The 21,047-nt window shown below is 31.4% G+C and carries 15 protein-coding genes; 12 read left to right on the plus strand and 3 right to left on the minus strand.

Annotated elements, in window-relative coordinates:
• Positions 1-11 precede the first annotated feature (11 nt).
• The 5 genes from AC4PG3_RS04895 to ftcD (AC4PG3_RS04915) all read left to right on the plus strand — a co-directional run bounded on the left by AC4PG3_RS04895 (position 12) and on the right by ftcD (AC4PG3_RS04915) (position 6,833).
• The gene (locus AC4PG3_RS04895) at positions 12-1,334 is read left to right on the plus strand and encodes a TRAP transporter large permease subunit (RefSeq protein ID WP_492197950.1); all 1,323 of its coding nucleotides are present in this window, start codon (positions 12-14) and stop codon (positions 1,332-1,334) included.
• A gap of 140 nt (positions 1,335-1,474) precedes the next feature.
• Entirely contained in the window at positions 1,475-3,055 is a 1,581-nt protein-coding gene (locus tag AC4PG3_RS04900) for a transporter substrate-binding domain-containing protein (protein ID WP_492197951.1), read from the plus strand.
• On the plus strand, positions 3,045-4,388 hold the full coding sequence (locus tag AC4PG3_RS04905) for a sigma-54-dependent transcriptional regulator (protein WP_492197952.1): 1,344 nt from the start codon (positions 3,045-3,047) through the stop codon (positions 4,386-4,388). Before AC4PG3_RS04900 ends, AC4PG3_RS04905 begins: the two co-directional genes overlap by 11 nt.
• Before the next feature lie 290 nt (positions 4,389-4,678).
• A complete protein-coding gene (gene gltS, locus AC4PG3_RS04910) occupies positions 4,679-5,917 on the plus strand; it encodes a sodium/glutamate symporter (RefSeq protein WP_492197953.1) in 1,239 nt (412 codons plus the stop codon).
• A 16-nt stretch (positions 5,918-5,933) separates the two neighbouring features.
• A complete protein-coding gene (gene ftcD, locus AC4PG3_RS04915) occupies positions 5,934-6,833 on the plus strand; it encodes a glutamate formimidoyltransferase (RefSeq protein WP_492197954.1) in 900 nt (299 codons plus the stop codon).
• A 48-nt stretch (positions 6,834-6,881) separates the two neighbouring features.
• On the opposite strand, the gene hutG is transcribed toward ftcD (AC4PG3_RS04915), so the two are convergent.
• Both hutG and AC4PG3_RS04925 read right to left on the minus strand, forming a co-directional pair.
• Positions 6,882-7,883 carry a formimidoylglutamase gene (hutG, locus tag AC4PG3_RS04920; protein WP_492197955.1) on the minus strand — a complete coding sequence of 334 codons (1,002 nt, stop codon included), beginning with the start codon at positions 7,881-7,883 and terminating at the stop codon, positions 6,882-6,884.
• Between the two features lie 23 nt (positions 7,884-7,906).
• Entirely contained in the window at positions 7,907-8,734 is an 828-nt protein-coding gene (locus AC4PG3_RS04925) for a histidine racemase CntK family protein (protein ID WP_492197956.1), read from the minus strand.
• 435 nt (positions 8,735-9,169) lie between these two features.
• Here AC4PG3_RS04925 and AC4PG3_RS04930 point away from each other — a divergent pair, with 435 nt between their 5' ends.
• The 5 genes from AC4PG3_RS04930 (at position 9,170) to ftcD (AC4PG3_RS04950) (ending at position 16,508) form a co-directional block, all read left to right on the plus strand.
• Positions 9,170-10,474 carry a Na+/H+ antiporter family protein gene (locus AC4PG3_RS04930; protein ID WP_492197957.1) on the plus strand — a complete coding sequence of 435 codons (1,305 nt, stop codon included), beginning with the start codon at positions 9,170-9,172 and terminating at the stop codon, positions 10,472-10,474.
• Positions 10,475-10,741: 267 nt separating this feature from the next.
• On the plus strand, positions 10,742-12,271 hold the full coding sequence (hutH, locus tag AC4PG3_RS04935; protein ID WP_492197958.1) for a histidine ammonia-lyase: 1,530 nt from the start codon (positions 10,742-10,744) through the stop codon (positions 12,269-12,271).
• A 31-nt stretch (positions 12,272-12,302) separates the two neighbouring features.
• A complete protein-coding gene (gene hutU / locus AC4PG3_RS04940; RefSeq protein ID WP_492197959.1) occupies positions 12,303-14,330 on the plus strand; it encodes a urocanate hydratase in 2,028 nt (675 codons plus the stop codon).
• A 15-nt stretch (positions 14,331-14,345) separates the two neighbouring features.
• Positions 14,346-15,617 carry an imidazolonepropionase gene (gene hutI / locus AC4PG3_RS04945; protein WP_492197960.1) on the plus strand — a complete coding sequence of 424 codons (1,272 nt, stop codon included), beginning with the start codon at positions 14,346-14,348 and terminating at the stop codon, positions 15,615-15,617.
• 12 nt (positions 15,618-15,629) lie between these two features.
• A complete protein-coding gene (gene ftcD, locus AC4PG3_RS04950; protein WP_492197961.1) occupies positions 15,630-16,508 on the plus strand; it encodes a glutamate formimidoyltransferase in 879 nt (292 codons plus the stop codon).
• A 118-nt stretch (positions 16,509-16,626) separates the two neighbouring features.
• On the opposite strand, the gene AC4PG3_RS04955 is transcribed toward ftcD (AC4PG3_RS04950), so the two are convergent.
• Complete coding sequence (locus AC4PG3_RS04955) at positions 16,627-18,297, minus strand: M14 family metallopeptidase (protein ID WP_492197962.1); 1,671 nt, start codon at positions 18,295-18,297, stop codon at positions 16,627-16,629.
• 203 nt (positions 18,298-18,500) lie between these two features.
• Here AC4PG3_RS04955 and AC4PG3_RS04960 point away from each other — a divergent pair, with 203 nt between their 5' ends.
• Both AC4PG3_RS04960 and pcrA read left to right on the plus strand, forming a co-directional pair.
• Positions 18,501-18,716 carry a YdbC family protein gene (locus AC4PG3_RS04960; protein WP_492197963.1) on the plus strand — a complete coding sequence of 72 codons (216 nt, stop codon included), beginning with the start codon at positions 18,501-18,503 and terminating at the stop codon, positions 18,714-18,716.
• Positions 18,717-18,859: 143 nt separating this feature from the next.
• Entirely contained in the window at positions 18,860-21,046 is a 2,187-nt protein-coding gene (gene pcrA / locus AC4PG3_RS04965) for a DNA helicase PcrA (RefSeq protein ID WP_492197964.1), read from the plus strand.
• Position 21,047: the final 1 nt, after the last annotated feature.

The following is a 21,047-nucleotide window of genomic DNA, read 5'->3' on the forward strand; positions in this document are numbered from 1 at the left end:
GGGGAGTGGAGATGGGAAAGTATGCCTTGATAAATGAGCAGTCTTTATGGGCGTTATTACCATTATTAATTTATATTGTATCTGTATTTATGGGGAAAAAGGCACTAACTGCAACATTACTAGGGATAGCAGTGGGCTTTATATTAACGGGGCAAGGGCCAATTGGAATATCTAGTTTGTTTGCATCATCTATGGGATCTTTCTTAGCATTAATAGGTTTAATTATAATGTTGGGAAGTGGACTAGGAGAGGTAATGTCAAAAACAGGTGTAAGTAACACTATAGTGAAATGGATCATTAATAAAATAGGTGTAAATAGTGAGAAAAAAGGCATACTTGCAGTAATCATATCCTCTACAGTAATATGTGGGCTCTTGGGAACACTTGCAGGAGGAAATGCTATAATTGCTCCAATAATAATTCCTGTAGTAGCTGCAGTTGGTCTTACACCTAGTACTGTAGGAGCAATATTTCAAACTTCAGGAGAAACAGGACTTATATGGGGTCCATTTACAGGACCAGTTGTAGCCCTTCTTGCTGTAACGGGGCTAAGCTATGGAAGGATGATGTTATGGGCAGCTCTACCCTTTGGTATTATATGGCTGGTTATTATATATTTTGTTGCACTAAGAATACAAAAAAATACAAAGGGAAAGGAATCATATGATAAAGATGATATAATAGATAAGGAATTTGAGATATCAAAAGAGAATAAAAGAACTACCTTAGCATTTGCAATATCTTTTATAGTGTTGATGTTATATGGGATAATAAATGGATTGGGAACAAGCTATGCAATATTTGTGATGTTATCTCTAACTATAGTGATATCTGTAGTTAGTAAACTTGGAATAGGAGATAGCTTAGAGGCTCTTAGTAAAGGTATGGGGAAGATGGCTCATATGTTTTTACTATTTATATTTTTAAATGTTTTACTAGAAGTTATAAACATAGGTGGAGGATTTGAGGCCTTAGGAGAATATCTATTAGTATTAGTTGATAAAGGGGGAAGATTCGCCCTTATGATTATAGGAAGTTTTGTTGGAGGATTTGGCGTTGATGGAGCTGCAGTAGCTCAAATACAAATAACTCATGACCTATTTGCACCAGCAGTAGAGTCCCTAAAGCTACCTATGGAAATGTGGGCGATTGCACTTATAGCAGCCTCAAGAATAACTTCATCTGTTTATCCAACAGCAAATATGGTAGGACAAATGGGTTTAGCTAGATCCAACAATATGAAGGCTATGCTATTTGGAGGCTGGGCTGTGTCAATTGCAGCTTTAGTATATATAACATTTTGGTCATTTATAGGATTGAATATATTTTTTTAGACATACTTACTAGAGTATGTCTTTTTTATCTTTACTCTTTACTATAGATATGAAAATCTTTATCTTCCATACTTTAGACAATAATACTTTATTATAGTAAAATATACTTATAGTAATTCCTTAAAGAAAGGACAATCATATTGAAAAAAAGTATTATAATAGTATTTATATTTATTATATTAAATGTTTTTGTGGTGAATGTGTATGCTGAGACTACTATTTATAGAGTTGCTGGAGATAATAAATTCCCTCCATATGAGTATGTTGATAGTGATGGAATATATAAAGGATTTAATGTAGATATTTTAAAGGCCATAAGCTTAGTGACTGATATGAATTTTATATTTACACCTATGAAATGGGAAGATGCATATAGTTCAATTGAAAATGGACAAGCTGATATAATTCAAGGTATGAAAGAATCAGAAACTAGAAAAAGGGAGTTTTTATTTTCAGATTCATTATTATTGAATTCCCAATCTATATTTGTATTGGAAGAAAATAGAAGTATATCTAATAAAAATGATCTAAAATCAAAGAAAATAGGATTAATTAAAGAAGATATTGTGTATAGGGAAATAAGCCAAATAGAGGATATAAATATTATAGAACATGACTCTTTAGAACAGGCATTAAATGCTTTACTTGATAATAAAGTAGATGCTATCATTGGAAATACATTAACAACGAATTATATATGTAAAGAATTAAATTGTATTCAAAAAGTTAAAATAGTTGGAGACGCCTTAAATGAACAAAAATATGCAATTGCAGTATCTAAGGGGAATAGGAAAGTATTAAATGAACTAAATGAAGGATTAGCTATAATCCAAGAGAGTGGGATCTATGATTCTTTATATAGAAAATGGTTTGGTACTCCTATTAAAAATACAAAGGAAAACTCTACTCTTTATCTTAAATTTGCTGTACTTACAGGCTGTTTAATAATTTTTATATTCTATATATTTAAAAGTATAAACAATAATCTAAAAAAGATAATAGAGACTAAGACTGAAGAACAAAAAGTTCTTGTTAATGAATTAAGACATTATGATAAGATGCAGTTTATGGATAAGATAATATCTTCCATGGCACATGAGATAAGAAATCCATTAACATCTATAAAGATATATGCAGGTCAAATGAAAAATAAAGTAGACAATAAAGAATTTATGCTAGCAGCTTCTGAAGATATTCCTGCTGAAATAGATAGAATAGATGGACTTATAAAGGAATTTATAGAATATACATCTCCTAGACAACCTATAATTGAAAGGATAAATCTTTATAATGAAATCTCTAATTCCATAAAATTAGTAAAATTAGAGATTAAAAATGTTAGATTAATTTTAGATATAGATAAATCCATATATATTAATTTTGATAGAAATCATTTTAAACAAATAGTCCTAAACATATTATTAAATAGTAAAGAGGCAGTTAAAGAATCAGATAATCCTACCATAGGTATTTCAACTATGGAAAAAGAAGATAAAATTGAAATTGTTTTTCAAGATAATGGATATGGGATGGAAGAAAATGATTTACAATATATTTTTGAACCTTTCTATACAACTAGGGAGATGGGCAATGGTTTAGGAATGTTTATAGTTAAGCAATTAGTAAAGGATAACAGAGGAAATATTTATGCTAAAAGTATAGTAAATAAAGGGATGAGCATAATTATTTCCATTAGAAAAGGTGATATAGATGAAAAATAAATTGCTAATAGTTGATGATGAAAGAACTATTTTAAGATCTTTAAAATTTTTATTAGAAGATGAGTATGAAATATATATAAGTGATAATTATGGACAAGCTATAGAAACTTTTAAAATGGGAAAGATGGATTTAGTGCTTCTTGATTTAAGAATAGGAGAAGATAGTGGAATAGAGTTAATGAAGGAAATTTTCAATATAAACTCTAATGCAATAATAATTATTATGACTGCTTATTCTACTATAGAAAACTCTATAAAGGCTATTAAATCTGGGGCATATTATTTTATAACTAAGCCTATAGACAATGATCAATTGTTACTTTTGTTAAAAACTGCTTCTGATAAGATGGAAATGGCAGAAAAAATTAATACTTTAGAAGGGCATTTAAAAAAGGATATTATAGGAGAGTCAAAAAAGATAAAAGAAATATTATCCATAATAGATAAAGTTAAGGATACAGATGCTACAATATTGGTTACAGGTGAAAGTGGTACTGGAAAAGAACTAATAGCACAGAAAATTCATACCTCTAGCAATCGGGCTAATGAGCCTTTTATAGCTATAAACTGTGCCGCTATGCCTGGAGAACTTTTAGAAAGTGAGTTATTTGGGTATAAAAAGGGAGCTTTCACTGGGGCCTATAAGGATAATATAGGGATAATTAGAAAAGCGGAAAAGGGGACACTTTTTTTAGATGAGATAGGAGAGTTAGATTTAAGATTGCAATCTAAACTTTTACGTTTTCTCCAAGATAAAGAAACTCGACAAATTGGTGACGATAAGACATTTAAAGTTGATGTAAGAATAATCTGCGCTACTAATAGAGATCTAAAAAAAGAAGTAGATCTAGGTAATTTTAGAGAAGATTTTTATTATAGAATAAATGTAATAAATTTAAAAGCTCCTTCACTAAGAGAAAGACTTGAGGATTTAAAACTTTTAGTACCCTATTTTATAGATAAATATAATATTTCCTTTAATAAAAATATAAAGGGAATATCCCAAGAATCTTATGAGCTTTTAAAAAATTATAGCTTTGAAGGAAATATAAGAGAGTTAGAAAATATAATACAAAGGGCAGTATTATTAAATGCTGGAGATTATATAGAAATTAATTCTCTACATCTAAACTCTAAAAACTTGATAAAAATAGAAAGTAAAGTTTCTGAAAACTATATAAAAATATATCAGGGAGAGAATATGAAAGAAATAGAAAGAAAAATTATTAAATTTAATCTTGATACTAATAACCAAAATAGGAGGCAGACAGCGGAAAGCTTAGGAATTAGTGAAAGAACTATAAGATATAAGATAAAAGAATATAAATTATAAGACAAAACTACCCTGCAAAATTTGCACTATGCAAATTTTGCAGGGTAGTTTTTGCATGTTTGTCAATTATTGTCTAAATTATAAAATTATATAATGTTAGAATATACACATTGTTTATGTTTTTAGAATTTGGCATGAATTATGCAATATAAATGCACATAAGATGATAGTAGAATATTTAGAATGTTTTACACAAATTTCATGGAAGGAGAGGATAAATTAAGTTATTTAATGAAAAGTTATAACTATCTATTATAATTAAAAAAATAATTTAAAAACAGGAGGGAACTATGGGCTTTGAAATTATTGATGGAATTACTACAATTGAGGTAAATTCAGCTGTTACTTTAGCTTTCGCTGTAACATTACTACTTTTAGGATATTTTACAAAAGATAAAATAAAAATACTAGATAAATATTGTATCCCAGCTCCAGTTATTGGCGGATTCATTTTTATGTTTATTACTTGGATAGGTTATTCAACTGATGCATTTACTTTTAACTTTCAAAATATATTTCAAGACACCTTTATGCTTGCTTTCTTTACAACAGTAGGATTAGGTGCGAGTTTCAAATTACTTAAAAAAGGTGGAAAATTATTAATCGTATATTGGGCTATAGCTGGTATAATTTCAATATTACAAAATACTATGGGAATAGTAATTTCTAAAGCTATAGGCTTAGAAGCTCCATATGGATTACTTGCAAGTGCCATTTCCATGATTGGTGGACATGGGGCAGCACTTTCTTATGGAAATACTTTTGCTGACTTAGGCTATGAGGTTGCACCATTAGTTGGAGCAGCAGCAGCTACTTTTGGTCTTATTTCTGCAGTACTTGTTGGTGGACCATTAGGGAGAAGGCTTATTGAAAAACATAATTTGAAGCCAGAAGAAGATGGAGGCTTTGATACATCTGTTACTAATGTAAATGTGGGCACAGGACAAAAATTAAGTTCACTTGATATAATGAAGAATGTATCTGCAATTATTATATGTATGGCTTTAGGAACTATTATATCTGGATGGATTAGTAAAGCAATTAATATGGGATTTCCTACTTATGTAGGAGCTATGTTTGTAGCGGTAATACTTAGAAATATAAATGAGAAAGTACATTTATACAAATTTGACTTCCCTTTAGTTGATGAAATTGGAAATGTCATGTTAAATCTTTACTTATCATTGGCTCTTATGACTTTAAAGCTTTGGGAATTATCTGGATTAATAGGTGGAGTTTTATTTGTAGTTTTATCTCAAGTAATTCTAATGGTACTATTATCTTATTTTGTAGTATTTAGAATACTAGGTAAAAATTACGATGCTGCAGTTATGTGTGCAGGATTATGTGGCCATGCTTTAGGAGCTACACCTTCTGGTATAGTTAATATGACAGCAGTAACTGAAAGATATGGAATGAGTAGAAATGCTTTTATGATAGTTCCAATAGTTGGAGCCTTTTTAGTAGATATTGTCTATCAACCACAAACAATATGGTTTATAAAGACTTTTGTTGAAAATTTAATGTAAAAAATAGGAGGAAATTATGAGAAAATTAATGGAATGTGTACCAAATTTTAGTGAAGGTAGAGACCAAGCTTTAGTAGAGAAGATTATAGATGAAGTTAGAAAAATTGAAGGTATAATTATTTTAGACTACTCATCTGATAAAGACCACAACAGAACAGTTCTTACAATGATAGGATCTCCTGAACAAGTAAAAGAAGCTGCTATAAATTCTGCAAAAAAAGCTGCTGAACTTATAGATATGAGTAAACATGAAGGTGCTCATCCAAGAATGGGAGCAACAGATGTTATTCCTTTTACACCTGTATCTAATGTAACGATAGATGAATGTATTGAAGTTGCAAATGAAGTAGGAGCTGAAATAGGAAGCTGGGGAATTCCAGTATATTTATATGAAGATGCGGCAACAACTCCTGGAAGAAAAAATCTTGCCAAAGTAAGAAAAGGTCAATATGAAGCGTTCTTTGAAAAAATTAAAGAAGAAGAGTGGAAACCAGATTTTGGACCTCAAGAAATGAATGCAAAGAGTGGATGTACAGCAGTAGGTGCAAGAGTTCCATTAGTAGCATTTAATATAAATCTGGATACTCCAGATGTAGAAATTGCAAATGCAATTGCAAAGAAAGTAAGACATATCGGTGGTGGATTAAGATATGTAAAAGGTATAGGATTGAAACTAGAAGAAAGAAATCAAACTCAAGTGTCAATGAACCTTGTAAACTATGAAAAAACAGCAGTTTACCAAGCTTTTGAAATGGTGAAAATGGAAGCAAGAAGATATGGAGTAAATGTAGTAGGTAGTGAAGTTATTGGAACTGTTCCTATGAAATCTCTAATAGATGTTGCAGAATATTATCTACAAGTAGAAAACTTTAGTATTGATCAAATACTAGAAAAAAGATTGTTAGATGAACAATAAAATATAAAAAAACTCCTAGAGGTATCTCTAGGAGTTTTTTACTTATGTTTACATAATTTTAGAAAGTGTATTTACAACTGAAAATATAATGACAGATGCAAGATTTGCAGTGGTATTATCCTGGTCAAATCTTGGTGATACTTCTGCTATATCAAAACTTATTGTCTTTTTAGAACGGAGTATATATTTAAGGAAAATCAATACCTTTTCTGGATCAAGCCCTAGTAGCTGGGGAGCACTTACCCCAGGTGCAAATGCAGATGAAAAGACATCTGAGCAAATTGTGACATACAGATGATCTTGGTCTTTTATAAAATCATCTAGCTTTTCAAGCATAGAATAATTATCACCATTTGTAATATCTCTTGCTAATATATATTTTGCTCCCAAACTTTCAGCTGACTTAAATAGATTTAAAGTATTGCTATGTTTTTGAATACCAAGACAAAAATAGGAATAATTTATATTTTCATCATTTGCAATATCTGCTATTTGTCTAAACATAGTTCCAGACGTACCACCATTAGGATAAGGTCTTAAATCAAAATGAGCATCAAAGTTTATTATACCGATATTTTTAGCATCATCTTTTTCCTTTAAATGGTTGAATACACCTTTGTAATGGCCGAAGGCAATTTCATGGCCACCTCCTAGTAATATAGGAAATAGATTTAAATCTAAAATCTTTTTTACTGCCTTGGATAAGGAGTCCTGAGCTTCTTCTAAAGTAGAATTTTCGCAAGATATATTACCTGCATCAAATAAATTTACTTCTTTAGAAAACTGACAAGGCAAATGAGAAAGCTCTTTTCTAATACTTTCAGGGCCTTTAGCTGCTCCAGTTCTTCCTCTGTTTAATTGAACGCCATAATCACATGCAAATCCTAAAAAGGCAAAGCCTAATTTTCCCTTATAGGGCTCTAAATCTTTATTATTTAAATCTAGGACTTCTACCCATTGGTGCCATCTAAAACTATCGAAGTCATCTTCGCTATCTATTCTACCTTGCCATTGTGATTTGTCTACTACACTATAATTTTTATCGAACATTTTTATCTCCTTTTTATTTCTACCTATACATATGCTATTCCTTCAGTTACAATTTCAACTTCTCCATTTAAATATAATTTATATATATTCTCATCATTATATTGTACACCAACTTTTAAATTACCGCCAGGCTGAAATATATCTTTATCAATATTTTTTTTGTTTGAAAATGATATTGCACAACCTAGGGCACAAGTACCTGAGGCACAGCTTCTTTCCCAGAATAAACTATCTGTAGCTTTTACATATACTAGTGGTTCCATAAAATTTTTATTGTAATCATAATACATTATACCAAAAGCATCATATTCTTCCTTATCCATATTTTGCTTTAAGATTTGATAAAATTTATTTTTATCATCTATTTTACTTTTGTCTACAATAAAGTGAGTTATACCGGGAAGGTCTACTCTTATAGTTTTTATAGGTGTTTTGTTATAATCAATTTCTATTTCTTTTATAGATAAAGGGAGGGGCATTTCTATTTTTGAAAGATATTTATTTGATTCTTGCAATTTCGCAACTTCGCAATTTATTAGTTCATCCATACCGGATACTTCTAAAGGGACAATATATTTATTATCCAGCTTTTTAACTTGTGGATAATTACTATAAACCATAAAAGCTGCTAGAGATCTAGTAGCATTTCCACAGAATTCTCCACCCATCATTTGAAGTCTAATTAAGGATTTATCTTGAGCAGCTTCAACAAACCCAACCTGCTCAGCATGGACGTTAGAGTAGTCCATGAGCTGGTTAGATATATCTATATGCTTGTCCCTGGGGACTTGATTTAACACAAATATAGTCATATTTTCTACTGGGTTTACCTTTACAAAATGAAGTTTCATTTAATCATCTCCTTTTAAATTTATTTTCATTATAGCAAATTAAGTGAAAATTATCATTAATAATATTATTATATATATTGCAATAAAATTAAAAGTGTGATATTATTTATATACAATAAAAAAGTCGGAAAATGGTGATAAATATGATTATTAAATATAATTATCAAAAAAATTCAATTGAATATAACATTCTAACTCACAGAAAACCTTCTGTGAGTTTTTTATATCTACTTTAGTTTGCTAACATGGGAATTTGATAGCAGAAAATAGAGTAAATAGATAATACTATCTATAAGAATTTTATATTAAGGGTATATTACTAAAACGAAGTAGATTTTAGGAGGTGGGGCTTGAAAACCTTATCAAAGTAGGAAAGGATGTGATAAGAAACTTAAAGCTTTAAAGATAATAAAAAATAAAAAAAGAGGTGGTCAAATGTTAACGAATCCAGTATTAATATCAGTAATTGTAATGGTAGCGCTTAGTTTAGTAAAAGTAAACGTTCTTATAGCTCTTATATTAGCTGCCCTTGTTGGAGGAGGTCTTGCAGGAATAGGTCTTGGAGGGACCATGGAGATATTGATAGGTGGTATGGGAGGAAATGCAGAAACGGCACTTTCTTATATCTTACTTGGTGCTTTAGCATATGCAATAGGAAAAACGGGAGCTGCAGAGATATTGGCTCTTAAAATAGGTCGTCGTATAAAAGATAAAAAAGTTATTTTTATACTTTTAATAGCAGGTATAGCTTGTCTATCACAAAACTTAATACCAGTTCATATAGCTTTTATTCCGATACTTATTCCACCATTATTAGGTGTTATGAACAGACTTAAAATAGATAGAAGAGCAGTAGCAACTGCCTTAACCTTTGGACTTAAAGCTCCATATGTAACTTTACCAGTAGGATTTGGGCTCATATTCCATACAGTTATAGCAGATGCATTAGTTGATAATGGCTTAGCTGTAGAAAATACAGAAGTGTGGAAGTCAATGATTCTTCCTGGTCTTGGTATGCTAGTAGGACTATTAGTTGCAGTTTTTATTTCTTATAGAAAACCTCGTGATTATGAGCAAACTGGAGCTATGGAAGCTGATACAGAATACACAGTAGATACAAGCCTTACTAAAGCTCACATAGGAGCATTATTAGGGGCAGTAGCTGCCTTTGTAATTCAAATAGCAGTAGGTTCTCTTCCACTTGGAGCTGTAGTTGGTTTAGCAATAATGCTAGCATTTGGAGCTTTTAGTTGGAAAGACATGGATGATGTAATGAATGGTGGTATTGGCATCATGGGCTTTATAGCTTTTGTAATGTTAGTAGCATCAGGTTATGGTGCAGTTATAAGGGCAACTGGAGGAGTAGATGCTTTAGTAGAAGCTAGTGTAGCTATTATGGGAGGAAGCAAATTAATATCTGCCTTCGTAATGCTTTTAATAGGTCTTGTAATTACAATGGGTATAGGAACATCTTTTGGTACAATTCCTATATTAGCAACTATATTTGTACCACTTGCATTAGAATTAGGATTTAGCACACCAGCTATTATTGCCTTAGTAGGTACAGCAGGAGCACTAGGAGATGCAGGATCACCTGCTTCAGATAGTACACTTGGACCTACAGCTGGACTAAATGTAGATGGACAACATGATCACATTTGGGATACTGTTGTACCAACCTTCTTACACTTTAATATACCTCTTATAATAATGGGAACAATAGCAGCATTGATACTTTAAATTTAATAATAGGCGTAGAGACTATTTAGAGAAATTTAATTTTCTCTACGCTTTTTATAATCTATATGAACTTGTATTACTTGATTTTACTAGTGAAATTTGCACAAGAAGTCAAAATAAAAGCTGAATTATAACTTGAAATTAATAAAGATTTTTCTTATAAACTATGGGAAAATCCGGATTTTTCCATAGTTTATAAGAAAAGTTATCGCCTAATGTATGGAAGCTTTTCTTGTATTTATTAACTTAAAATAATGGAGGGATTATATGCCAATGATAATGTTAGATGGAGATAGTCTGAATTTAGAAGACTTTATAAAAGTAGTAAGACACAGAGAGAAGATAGATTTACCCCAAGAAGTAAGAGATAAGATGCAAAAATCTAGAGATTTAGTAGAGAAGTATGTAGAAGAAGAAAAAGTAGTATATGGTATAACTACAGGCTTTGGTAAATTTAGTGATGTAAGTATATCAAAAGAAGATACTAAAAAATTACAAAAAAACTTAATAATGAGTCACTCATGTGGAGTTGGAACACCATTTAGTGAAGAAGAAGCTCGTGGTATAATGCTTCTAAGAGTTAATGCACTTGCAAAAGGACATTCTGGAATTAGACTTTCAACTGTTCAAACTCTTATAGATATGATAAACAAGGGAGTTACTCCAGTTATACCACAACAAGGTTCTTTAGGATCAAGTGGAGACTTAGCACCATTATCACATATGGTACTTGTAATGTTTGGAGAAGGAGAAGCTACATTTGAAGGTGTTAGAATGTCTGGTAAAGAGGCTATGGATAAAGCTGGAATAGACACTATAGAACTTACTTCAAAAGAAGGCTTAGCTTTAATAAATGGTACTCAAGTTATGACTTCAGTTGGAGCAATTACTATATATGATGCTTTAAACTTAAGTAAAATGACAGATCTTTCTGCTGGACTTACAAATGAAGCTTTAAATGGTATAGTAGATGCTTATGATTATAAAGTTCATAAAGTAAGAAAACATCTTGGTCAAATAAATACTGGTAAAAATCTTCTATCTATATTAGAAGGAAGTAGCAATACTACAAGACAAGGTGAAATAAGAGTTCAAGATGCTTATGCCCTAAGATGTACACCTCAAGTTCATGGAGCAAGTAAAGATTGTCTGCAATATGTAAAAGAAAAAGTAGAAATTGAAATGAATGCAGCTACAGATAATCCACTAATATTCCCAGATGAAGAAGAAGTAATCTCAGGTGGTAACTTCCACGGACAGCCTATGGCTATCACTTTTGACTTTATGAAAGTAGGTATTGCAGAACTTGCTAATATATCTGAGAGAAGATTAGAGAGATTAGTAAATCCAGCACTTAGTGAAGGTCTTCCAGCGTTCTTAGTAGAAGAAGGTGGAATAAACTCTGGATTTATGATAGTTCAATATGCAGCAGCAGCACTAGTTTCAGAAAATAAAACTTTAGCTCATCCAGCAAGTGTTGATTCTATACCATCATCAGCAAATCAAGAAGACCATGTATCTATGGGAACTATAGCTGCTAGACATGCTAGAGATATTTTATTTAATGCAAGAAGAGTAGTAGCTATGGAAATCCTTGCAGCTTGTCAAGCAATTGATTTAAGAGGAGACAAGGGTCTAGGTAAGGGAACAAAAGAAGTTTATGAGTTAATAAGAAAAGAAATACCAATGGTAAAAGTAGACAGAATTATGCACAAAGACATAGATAAAGTAGAAGAGATTATGAAGAGTGAAAGTCTAATAAAAGCAGCAGAAGAAAAAATTGGACAAATTTTATAATAACTTTTAATAACTATAAGGAGGAAAAAGAATGCCAACAAATGTAAATATTTCAGAAGCAATGACAATAAAATTACCAAACACATTACCACCTACTAAAGAGTTTATGCAAGGAGTAAGAAGAGCTCCAGTGAGAGAGCTTACATTAAATGAAAGAGAAATAAAATTAGCTTTAAAAAATGCCTTAAGGTATATTCCAGAAGAATTACACGAAGAATTAGCACCAGAATTCATGGATGAATTATTAACTTATGGTAGAATTTATGGATATAGATATAGACCAGAGGGAAATCTATATGGAAAGCCAATAGATGAATATAAAGGACAATGTATTGAAGGTAAAGCTTTCCAAGTAATGATAGATAATAACTTAGACTTTGATGTAGCGCTTTATCCATATGAGTTAGTAACTTATGGAGAAACAGGCCAAGTATTCCAAAACTGGATGCAATATCAATTAGTAAAAAGATATTTAGAAGAACTCAACGATGAACAAACTCTAGTAATAGCATCAGGTCACCCTATGGGATTATTTAAATCAGCTAAAAATAGTCCTAGAGTAATTATCACAAACTCTCTAATGATAGGAATGTTTGATGATCAAGCACATTGGGCAAAAGCTCAAGCAATGGGAGTAGCTAACTATGGACAAATGACTGCAGGTGGATGGATGTATATAGGACCTCAAGGGATAGTACATGGTACCTATAATACAATTATAAATGCAGGAAGAATGAAACTAGGAATTGCAGATGATAAAGACTTAAAAGGACATTTATTTGTATCATCAGGCCTTGGAGGAATGAGTGGGGCTCAAGGAAAAGCTGCAAAAATAGCAAATGCAGTATCAATAATAGCAGAAGTAGACCAATCAAGAATAAATACAAGACTAGAACAAGGTTGGATAGATGAATCATATGAAGATTTAGAAGAACTATTTAAACATACTCATAAAGCAATGGAAGAAGAAAAAGCAATGGCATTTGCATATCATGGAAATATAGTAGATCTTCTAGAATATGTAGTAGAAAATGATATACATTTAGAACTACTATCAGACCAAACATCATGCCATGCACCATATGATGGAGGATATTGTCCACAAGGATTAACATTTGATGAAAGAACAGAACTGTTAAATACAGATAAAGCTAAATTCATAAAATTAGTAGATGAAACTCTAGTTCATCACTATGAATTGATTAAAAAACTAGTAGATAAGGGAACTTACTTCTTTGACTATGGAAACAGCTTTATGAAAGCAGTATATGATGCAGGAGCAAAAGACATAGCTAAAAATGGTGTAGATGAATCAGAAGGATTCATATTCCCATCATATGTAGAAGACATAATGGGACCAATGCTATTTGACTATGGATATGGACCATTTAGATGGGTATGCTTAAGTGGAAAACATGAAGACTTAATAAAGACAGACCATGCAGCAATGGATGTAATTGACCCAGATAGAAGAGGTCAAGATAGAGATAACTATATGTGGATAAGAGATGCAGAGGAAAATGGACTTGTAGTAGGAACACAAGCAAGAATTCTTTACCAAGATGCTCTTGGTAGAAGAGATATAGCTCTAAGATTTAACGAAATGGTAAGAAATGGAGAAATAGGACCAGTAATGCTTGGAAGAGACCATCACGACACAGGAGGAACAGACTCACCATTTAGAGAAACATCCAATATTAAAGATGGTAGTAATATAATGGCAGATATGGCAACTCACTGTTTCGCAGGAAATGCAGCAAGAGGAATGAGTTTGATAGCTCTTCACAATGGTGGAGGAGTAGGAATAGGAAAATCCATAAATGGTGGATTTGGAATGGTTCTAGATGGAAGTGAAAGAGTAGATGAAATATTGAAATTATCAATACCATGGGATACAATGGTAGGAGTATCAAGAAGATCATGGGCAAGAAATGATCATGCTATAGAAACTACAATAGAATACAACCAAAAATTCCAAGGTGAAGACCATATAACTATACCTTTCGTACCAAGTGAAGACTTAGTAGATAGAGTTATGAAGGAAAAATATAAGAAGTAAAAAAAGGATGATTATATGAAAGCTACATTAGTAATAAAAAATATTGATAACTTAATCACCCTAAAGGGAGAAAATAGACCTAGGGCTGGAGAAGATTTAAAGGATATAGGTCTGATAGAAGGAGGAGTTCTTGCTGTAAAAGATGATGAAATAATCTATGTAGGCAAAGGACAGCTTCCAGATGATATAGAAATAGATGAAAATACTACAGTATTAGATGGAAAGGGAAAAACTATAACTCCAGGGTTAATAGATTCTCATACCCACCTAGTACATGGTGGATCTAGAGAAAATGAACTAGATATGAAACTAAAGGGAGTAGAGTATTTAGATATCTTAGCTGCAGGTGGTGGAATTCATAGTACTATGAATTCTACCAAAAATGCCAGCTTTGATGAGCTATATGAAAAAGCTAAGAAGAGTTTAGATACTATGCTATCCTTCGGAGTTACAACAGTAGAAGGTAAATCGGGATATGGTATAGAGGACTTTGATACTGAATTAAGGCAATTAGAAGTAAATCATAAATTAAATGAAGACCATCCAGTTGATGTTGTTTCCACATTTATGGGAGCACATTCTATACCGAAGCAATATGAAGATGATCCTGAAAAATTTGTAGATAGAATTATAAATGAAATGCTTCCAGTGGTAGAGGAAAAAAATCTTGCGGAATTTTGCGATGTATTTTGTGAAGAGGGAGTATTTAGTGTAGATCAATCTAGAAGAATACTCTTAGCAGCAAGGGAACATGGTATGAAACTTAAAATTCATGCAGATGAAATAGTTACTTTAGGTGGAGCAGAACTTGCAGCAGAAATAGGATGTGTATCTGCAGATCATTTACTTGCAGCAAGTGATAAGGGTTTAGAATCATTAGCTAATTCTAACACAATTGCAAATCTTCTTCCGGGAACAGCTTTTAATCTTGGAGCAGAATTTGCAAATGCTAGAAAGATGATAGATATGGGAGTACCTGTAGCAATTTCTACGGATTATAATCCCGGAAGTTGCCCAACTGAGAATCTTCAGTTTATCATGACTTTATCTTCACTAAAAATGAGGATGACACCAGAAGAAGTCATAACAGGTGTAACTATAAATGGTGCAGCTTCTTTAGATATAGCTGATAAAGTAGGAAGTCTGCAAAAAGGTAAAAAGGCAGATATAGCTATATTTGATGCACCAAACTTACCATATATAATTTATCACTTTGGTATAAACCATATAGATAAGGTAATTAAAAATGGTAAAGTAGTGTTTTCTAAACAAGAACTAGCATACTAGAGGAGGAAGAAAATGAAAGTCCTATTAGCAGAAGTAAATATAAGTGAAGGAACAGATTTAGATAAGATAAATCAAGTAAAAGAAGCTCTAATGGAAAATGGAGATCTTGAATTAATCGAGGTAAATTCAGATAAGGATCATAATAGATCAGTATTTACCTATAAAGGTACACCAGAAGCTGTACTTGAAGGAACAAAAAGACTAAGTAAAAAGGCGATTGAGCTTATAGATATGTCAGTTCATAAGGGAAGTCACCCAAGAATGGGAGCAATAGATGTAGTTCCATTTATTCCAGTAAAAAATATGACTACTGAAGAAGCCGTAGAAATATCAAAAGAATATGGTAAATATCTAGGAAGTCTTGGAGTACCAGTGTATTTTTATGAAGAAGCAGCTACTAGAGCCGATAGAAAATCTTTAGTTAAGATAAGAAAAGGTCAATATGAAGCTCTAGAAGAAAAAATGAAAGATGAAAATTGGAAACCAGATGAAGGACCATTTGAATTTAATGCAAAAAGTGGAGCAACAGTTACAGGTTCAAGATTTGCTCTAATCGCATTTAATATAAACCTAGATACTCAAGATATAGATTCAGCTAAAAAAGTAGTTAAAGCTATAAGAGGAGCAAAAGGTGGATATAAAAATGTAAGGGCAATAGCACTTGATATTCCAGATAAAAAACAAGTTCAAATCTCAATGAATTTAGTAAACTATGAAGAAACTCCAATTCATAGAGTATATGAAACTATAAAATCAGAACTATCTAGATACAATATAAATATAGTGAATTCAGAATTAGTAGGACCAGTTCCAGTGTATGCATTAAAAGAATTATTATCCTTCTATATAAAATTAGAAGATAATTTCTCAATGGAACAAATTTATATGTAATTAAAAGCCTTGTTGGTTTCCCAACAAGGCTTTTAAAATTCTAGAACTTCTTACTCAACAAAGACCCTCTAAGAAACTAGAAGGTCTTAAAATTATATATTGATTTTTAAATTTAATACTAGTCCATATCTACAATATGAGTATCTAAAATTTTAGAACTTAAATATCTATATACAGGCACTTCGTCTTTTGTGCCAACTTTTATGACATTATATTTTACAAAACTATCTTCTGCATCTGGCTCAAGTGCCATTGCGATAAGATTTGCATTTGGTTGAGCCATGGTAAATACATAGCTACCTTTTTCAAATTTTTTCGTCTTTATACTTAAATCTACATTTACAGTATTTCTATAATGTCCTTCATAATATTTATCTTCAACCTGAGAATCTGTAACAGTATATGTTTCAACAGGAATCTCAATATCTTTATTTAATCTTCTAACACTTACTCCAGAATTAGCTAATTTTTCTGCAACCTCCTTGTAAGCACTAGGTACAATATAGGCTGTAGGCCTTACTCTTTCTACTACAGGAGTAGCTAGAGTTGAGCTATAAAACTTAGTTTTAAGATCTATAATTTCTCCAGTATCTACATCTACAATTTTAAGAGTAGAGTTGCCCATAGGCTTATTTTGACTAGAAATTACTAATTTATCATCTTTATTTGCAACTTTTCCTAATTCAACTACCTTAGCACGGGCTTTTTGAATAGTTTCTTTTACTAATTTGGCATTTTCAGCTGTGGTTGTAAGAATTTCTTCTGTAGTAGCCATATGAGCTGCAACTCTTCTGCCAAAGTTTTCCTTTGCAATTCCTATACCACGGGATTCAACTAGGAAACTAAAGCTAGTTTGTAGTCCATATGCATTCCTACCTATTCTAGGAGACACTCCAGCTTCGTTTATATGGAAACCATCACTTTTTTTACTAGAAGTGTAATAGTGAGAAGAGGTAAAACCTTTTTCTTCAAGTTTGTTATGGACATTTTCTACAAATAGAGAATTTGAAAGTTCTCTAACTTCTTTAGGTATATTTAAATTTTTAGCAGAAGATATAAGTATATCGTAATAAGAAAGGGATCCTTTTTTACCTACATCTCTAAAGGAATAATCTACACCATATTCATGAGCATCAATTACAACTTCAGGCATGAACCTATTAAATGCTTTGTGAATATTAATAGTCTCAATTAAATCGTATTTTATATGATCTCTATTAGAGTCAATTTTCGTTGCGGTTTGTCTTTGGAAATAATATGAGCCATCTACATTAAATCTAGGTACAACTATAACGGTTATTTTATCCAAAACATCCTTACCAAGCTGACCAGTTGCAAGCTCGTTTATAATAGCTAAAGCTGATTCCCCAGCAGCTGGTTCATTTCCATGAATTTGAGCTTGTAACCAAACTATTGGTTTGTCCATAGAATTTATATATGCATCCTCTGTATAAGAAGGATTGCTAAATATAACCATAGGCATATCTCTTCCTTCTTGAGATTTTCCAATGATTTCTACATTCATATTTTTACTTTTTGCCTGGAGATCATAAATATAATCTAGCATTTCTTCTTGAGAGGTAAATTCATTTTCTGAATCTAAAAAAGCGGGAGTTGGTATTTCTTCTTTTGGCTCAGGATAATACTTTTCTATTATCTCTTTAGGTTGTTCATAACTGAAATCTGCAGTATAAGGTTGTGCAAAACCAAGGATACCAAATGATAAGATTAATGCCAGTGATAAGACTAAGGTGATAGTTTTTTTTAAGATTTTTTTCCTATAATCCATAAAAACCCTCCTCTTAATTTAAATAAAAATTAATCAATATATAATCTATTTAATTATAGCAATAGAGAAAAAGAGAGTCAAGAATTTTCTGAAAACAATACATTATATGATAAAATATTACATAAAAGTCTTTCGAATTTATTTGGTGTTCACAAAGTCTGAAATATGAAGTAAAATGTATTTAAAACTACTAGGAGGATACGATGGCAAATATAAAATATGAAATCACAGAAAAAATAGCAGTACTTTCAGAAAGAGGAGACTGGACTAAAGAATTAAATAAAGTAAGCTGGAATGACAGAGCAGCTAAGTTTGATATAAGGGATTGGAATCACGATGAAGGAAAAATGGGAAAGGGAGTTACTCTAACAGAAGAAGAGGCGAGTGTTTTACTTGAAGCTTTAGAAAAGTCTTTGTAAGAATAGCTTCTACTCTATATTATATAATCAGTAGTATTTATATCCCAAAAAGTAGCAATCTTAAGATTGTTACTTTTTTCATGGAAAAAAACACTCCATTACTATATAATATAAACAGATGAAATACTTAGGATGGTGAAAAAATGGATTATTTAGAAGGATTAAATCCTAGACAAAAAGAAGCGGTTCTTCATACAGAAGGACCTTTATTAATTATGGCCGGTGCTGGTTCAGGAAAGACTAGAGTAGTTACCCATAGAATAGCTTATTTGATAAAAGATAAGCAAGTGTATCCAAGCAATATATTAGCTATTACATTTACAAATAAAGCTGCAAATGAGATGAAAGAAAGATTGGCTCAGCTGTTAGATGAAAATGTGGATAGTATGTGGATGGGAACTTTTCACTCTGTTTGTGTGAGAATGTTAAGAAGAGATATAGACAAAATAGGATATGACAGAAGTTTTACCATATATGATAGAGACGATCAGATAACGCTTATGAAGGAATGTATTAAAGAGATAAATTTAGACAAGGATATGTATAAGGAAAGAACTGTACTATCCAGAATAAGTGGGTTTAAAGATGAGCAAATGGATCCTGATGAATATATTAATTCGAATTATGGAGATTATTATGAGAGAAATATAGGGGAACTATATGCCTTATATGAAAAAAAGCTTAAGAAGTATAATGCCTTAGATTTTGATGATCTAATAATAAAGACGGTTAAATTACTTAGAGAAAATAAGGATATACTTGGGTATTACCAAGACAAATTTAGGTATGTATTTGTAGATGAGTACCAAGATACGAATAAAATTCAATATGAATTTACAAAATTATTATCTGCTAAATACAAGAATATATGTGTTGTTGGAGATTCGGATCAATCGATTTATTCATGGAGACAGGCTGATATTACCAATATATTAAACTTTGAAAAAGATTTTGAAGGGTCTAAAGTAATCCTTTTGGAGCAAAACTATAGGTCTACAAAAAACATACTAAATGTGGCAAATAAAGTCATAGAAAACAATATGGAAAGAAAAGATAAAAACCTATGGACAGATAATCCAGAAGGTAGTGATGTAATCTATGAGCAAGCAGGTTCATCAGATGAAGAGGCCTATTTTGTAGCGAATAAGATAAATCACTTATTATACAAAGGATATAAACCTAAGGATATAGGTATCCTATATAGGACCAATGCTCAATCCCGTAGTTTTGAGGAAAGGTTTATGAGAGAAGAGTTACCATATAAAATAGTAGGAGGACTTAGATTCTATGATAGAAAGGAAGTAAAAGATATTATAGCCTATTTAAAGGTAATTCAAAATCCAGCTGACAATATTTCTCTAAAAAGAATTATAAATACTCCAAAAAGAGGAATAGGAAATGCAACTATTGAAAAAATAGAAGAATATGCTACTTCTGTGGGGGAGTCCATATATGAAAGTCTGCTAGAGATAGATAATATAGATTCCTTATCTCAAAGAGCAAAAAATAGCATCAAACCATTTATTCAAATGATGAATACTCTAATTGCAAAAAAAGAAATCTTAGGGCTTAAAGAGTTTATAGAGACACTTATCTATGAGTCAGGATATATAGCTGATTTAGAGAAAGATAAATCTATAGAATCAAAGACTAGAATAGATAATATCATGGAATTACTAGCTGTGGCAGTTAGTTTTCAAAATTCTGCTGAAGATAATTCTTTGGAAGAGTTTTTAGCCTCCATTTCCTTGCTCTCAGATATGGACAAAACCGAAGATACAGACAATGTCATAACTATGATGACAGTTCATAGTGCCAAAGGACTAGAATTCCCTGTAGTATTTTTAGTTGGAATGGAAGAAGGGTTATTTCCTATTTCAAGAGCATTTGATAATGAAGATGATATGGAAGAAGAGAGAAGACTTTGCTATGTAGCACTTACAAGGGCTGAAAAAGAATTGTTTATTACAAATGCACAGTTTAGAACTCTTTATGGTAGGACAAATGCAACTATGCCATCTAGATTTATTGGTGAGATGGGAGATTTAATAGATAAAAAAGAAGATATAAAACCTCAAAGAGATTTAAGAAGAGAAAAATTAGTAGAAGTAAAAGACTTTACCTTTACTCCACCACAAAAGCCAAAGGTGAGAAATACTAATCTAGATCCTAGATTAGGAGATAAGGTAAGCCATAAAAAATGGGGAATAGGTACTATTACTCAAATAAAAGACAGAGATGGAGACAAGGAATTAGTTATAGCCTTTAATGGCAGTCTAAAAAGATTATTATTATCCATTGCACCTATTGAAATAATTAGGGAGGCTTAGA

This window comes from Tissierella sp. QWL-11 (genome assembly GCF_058683765.1).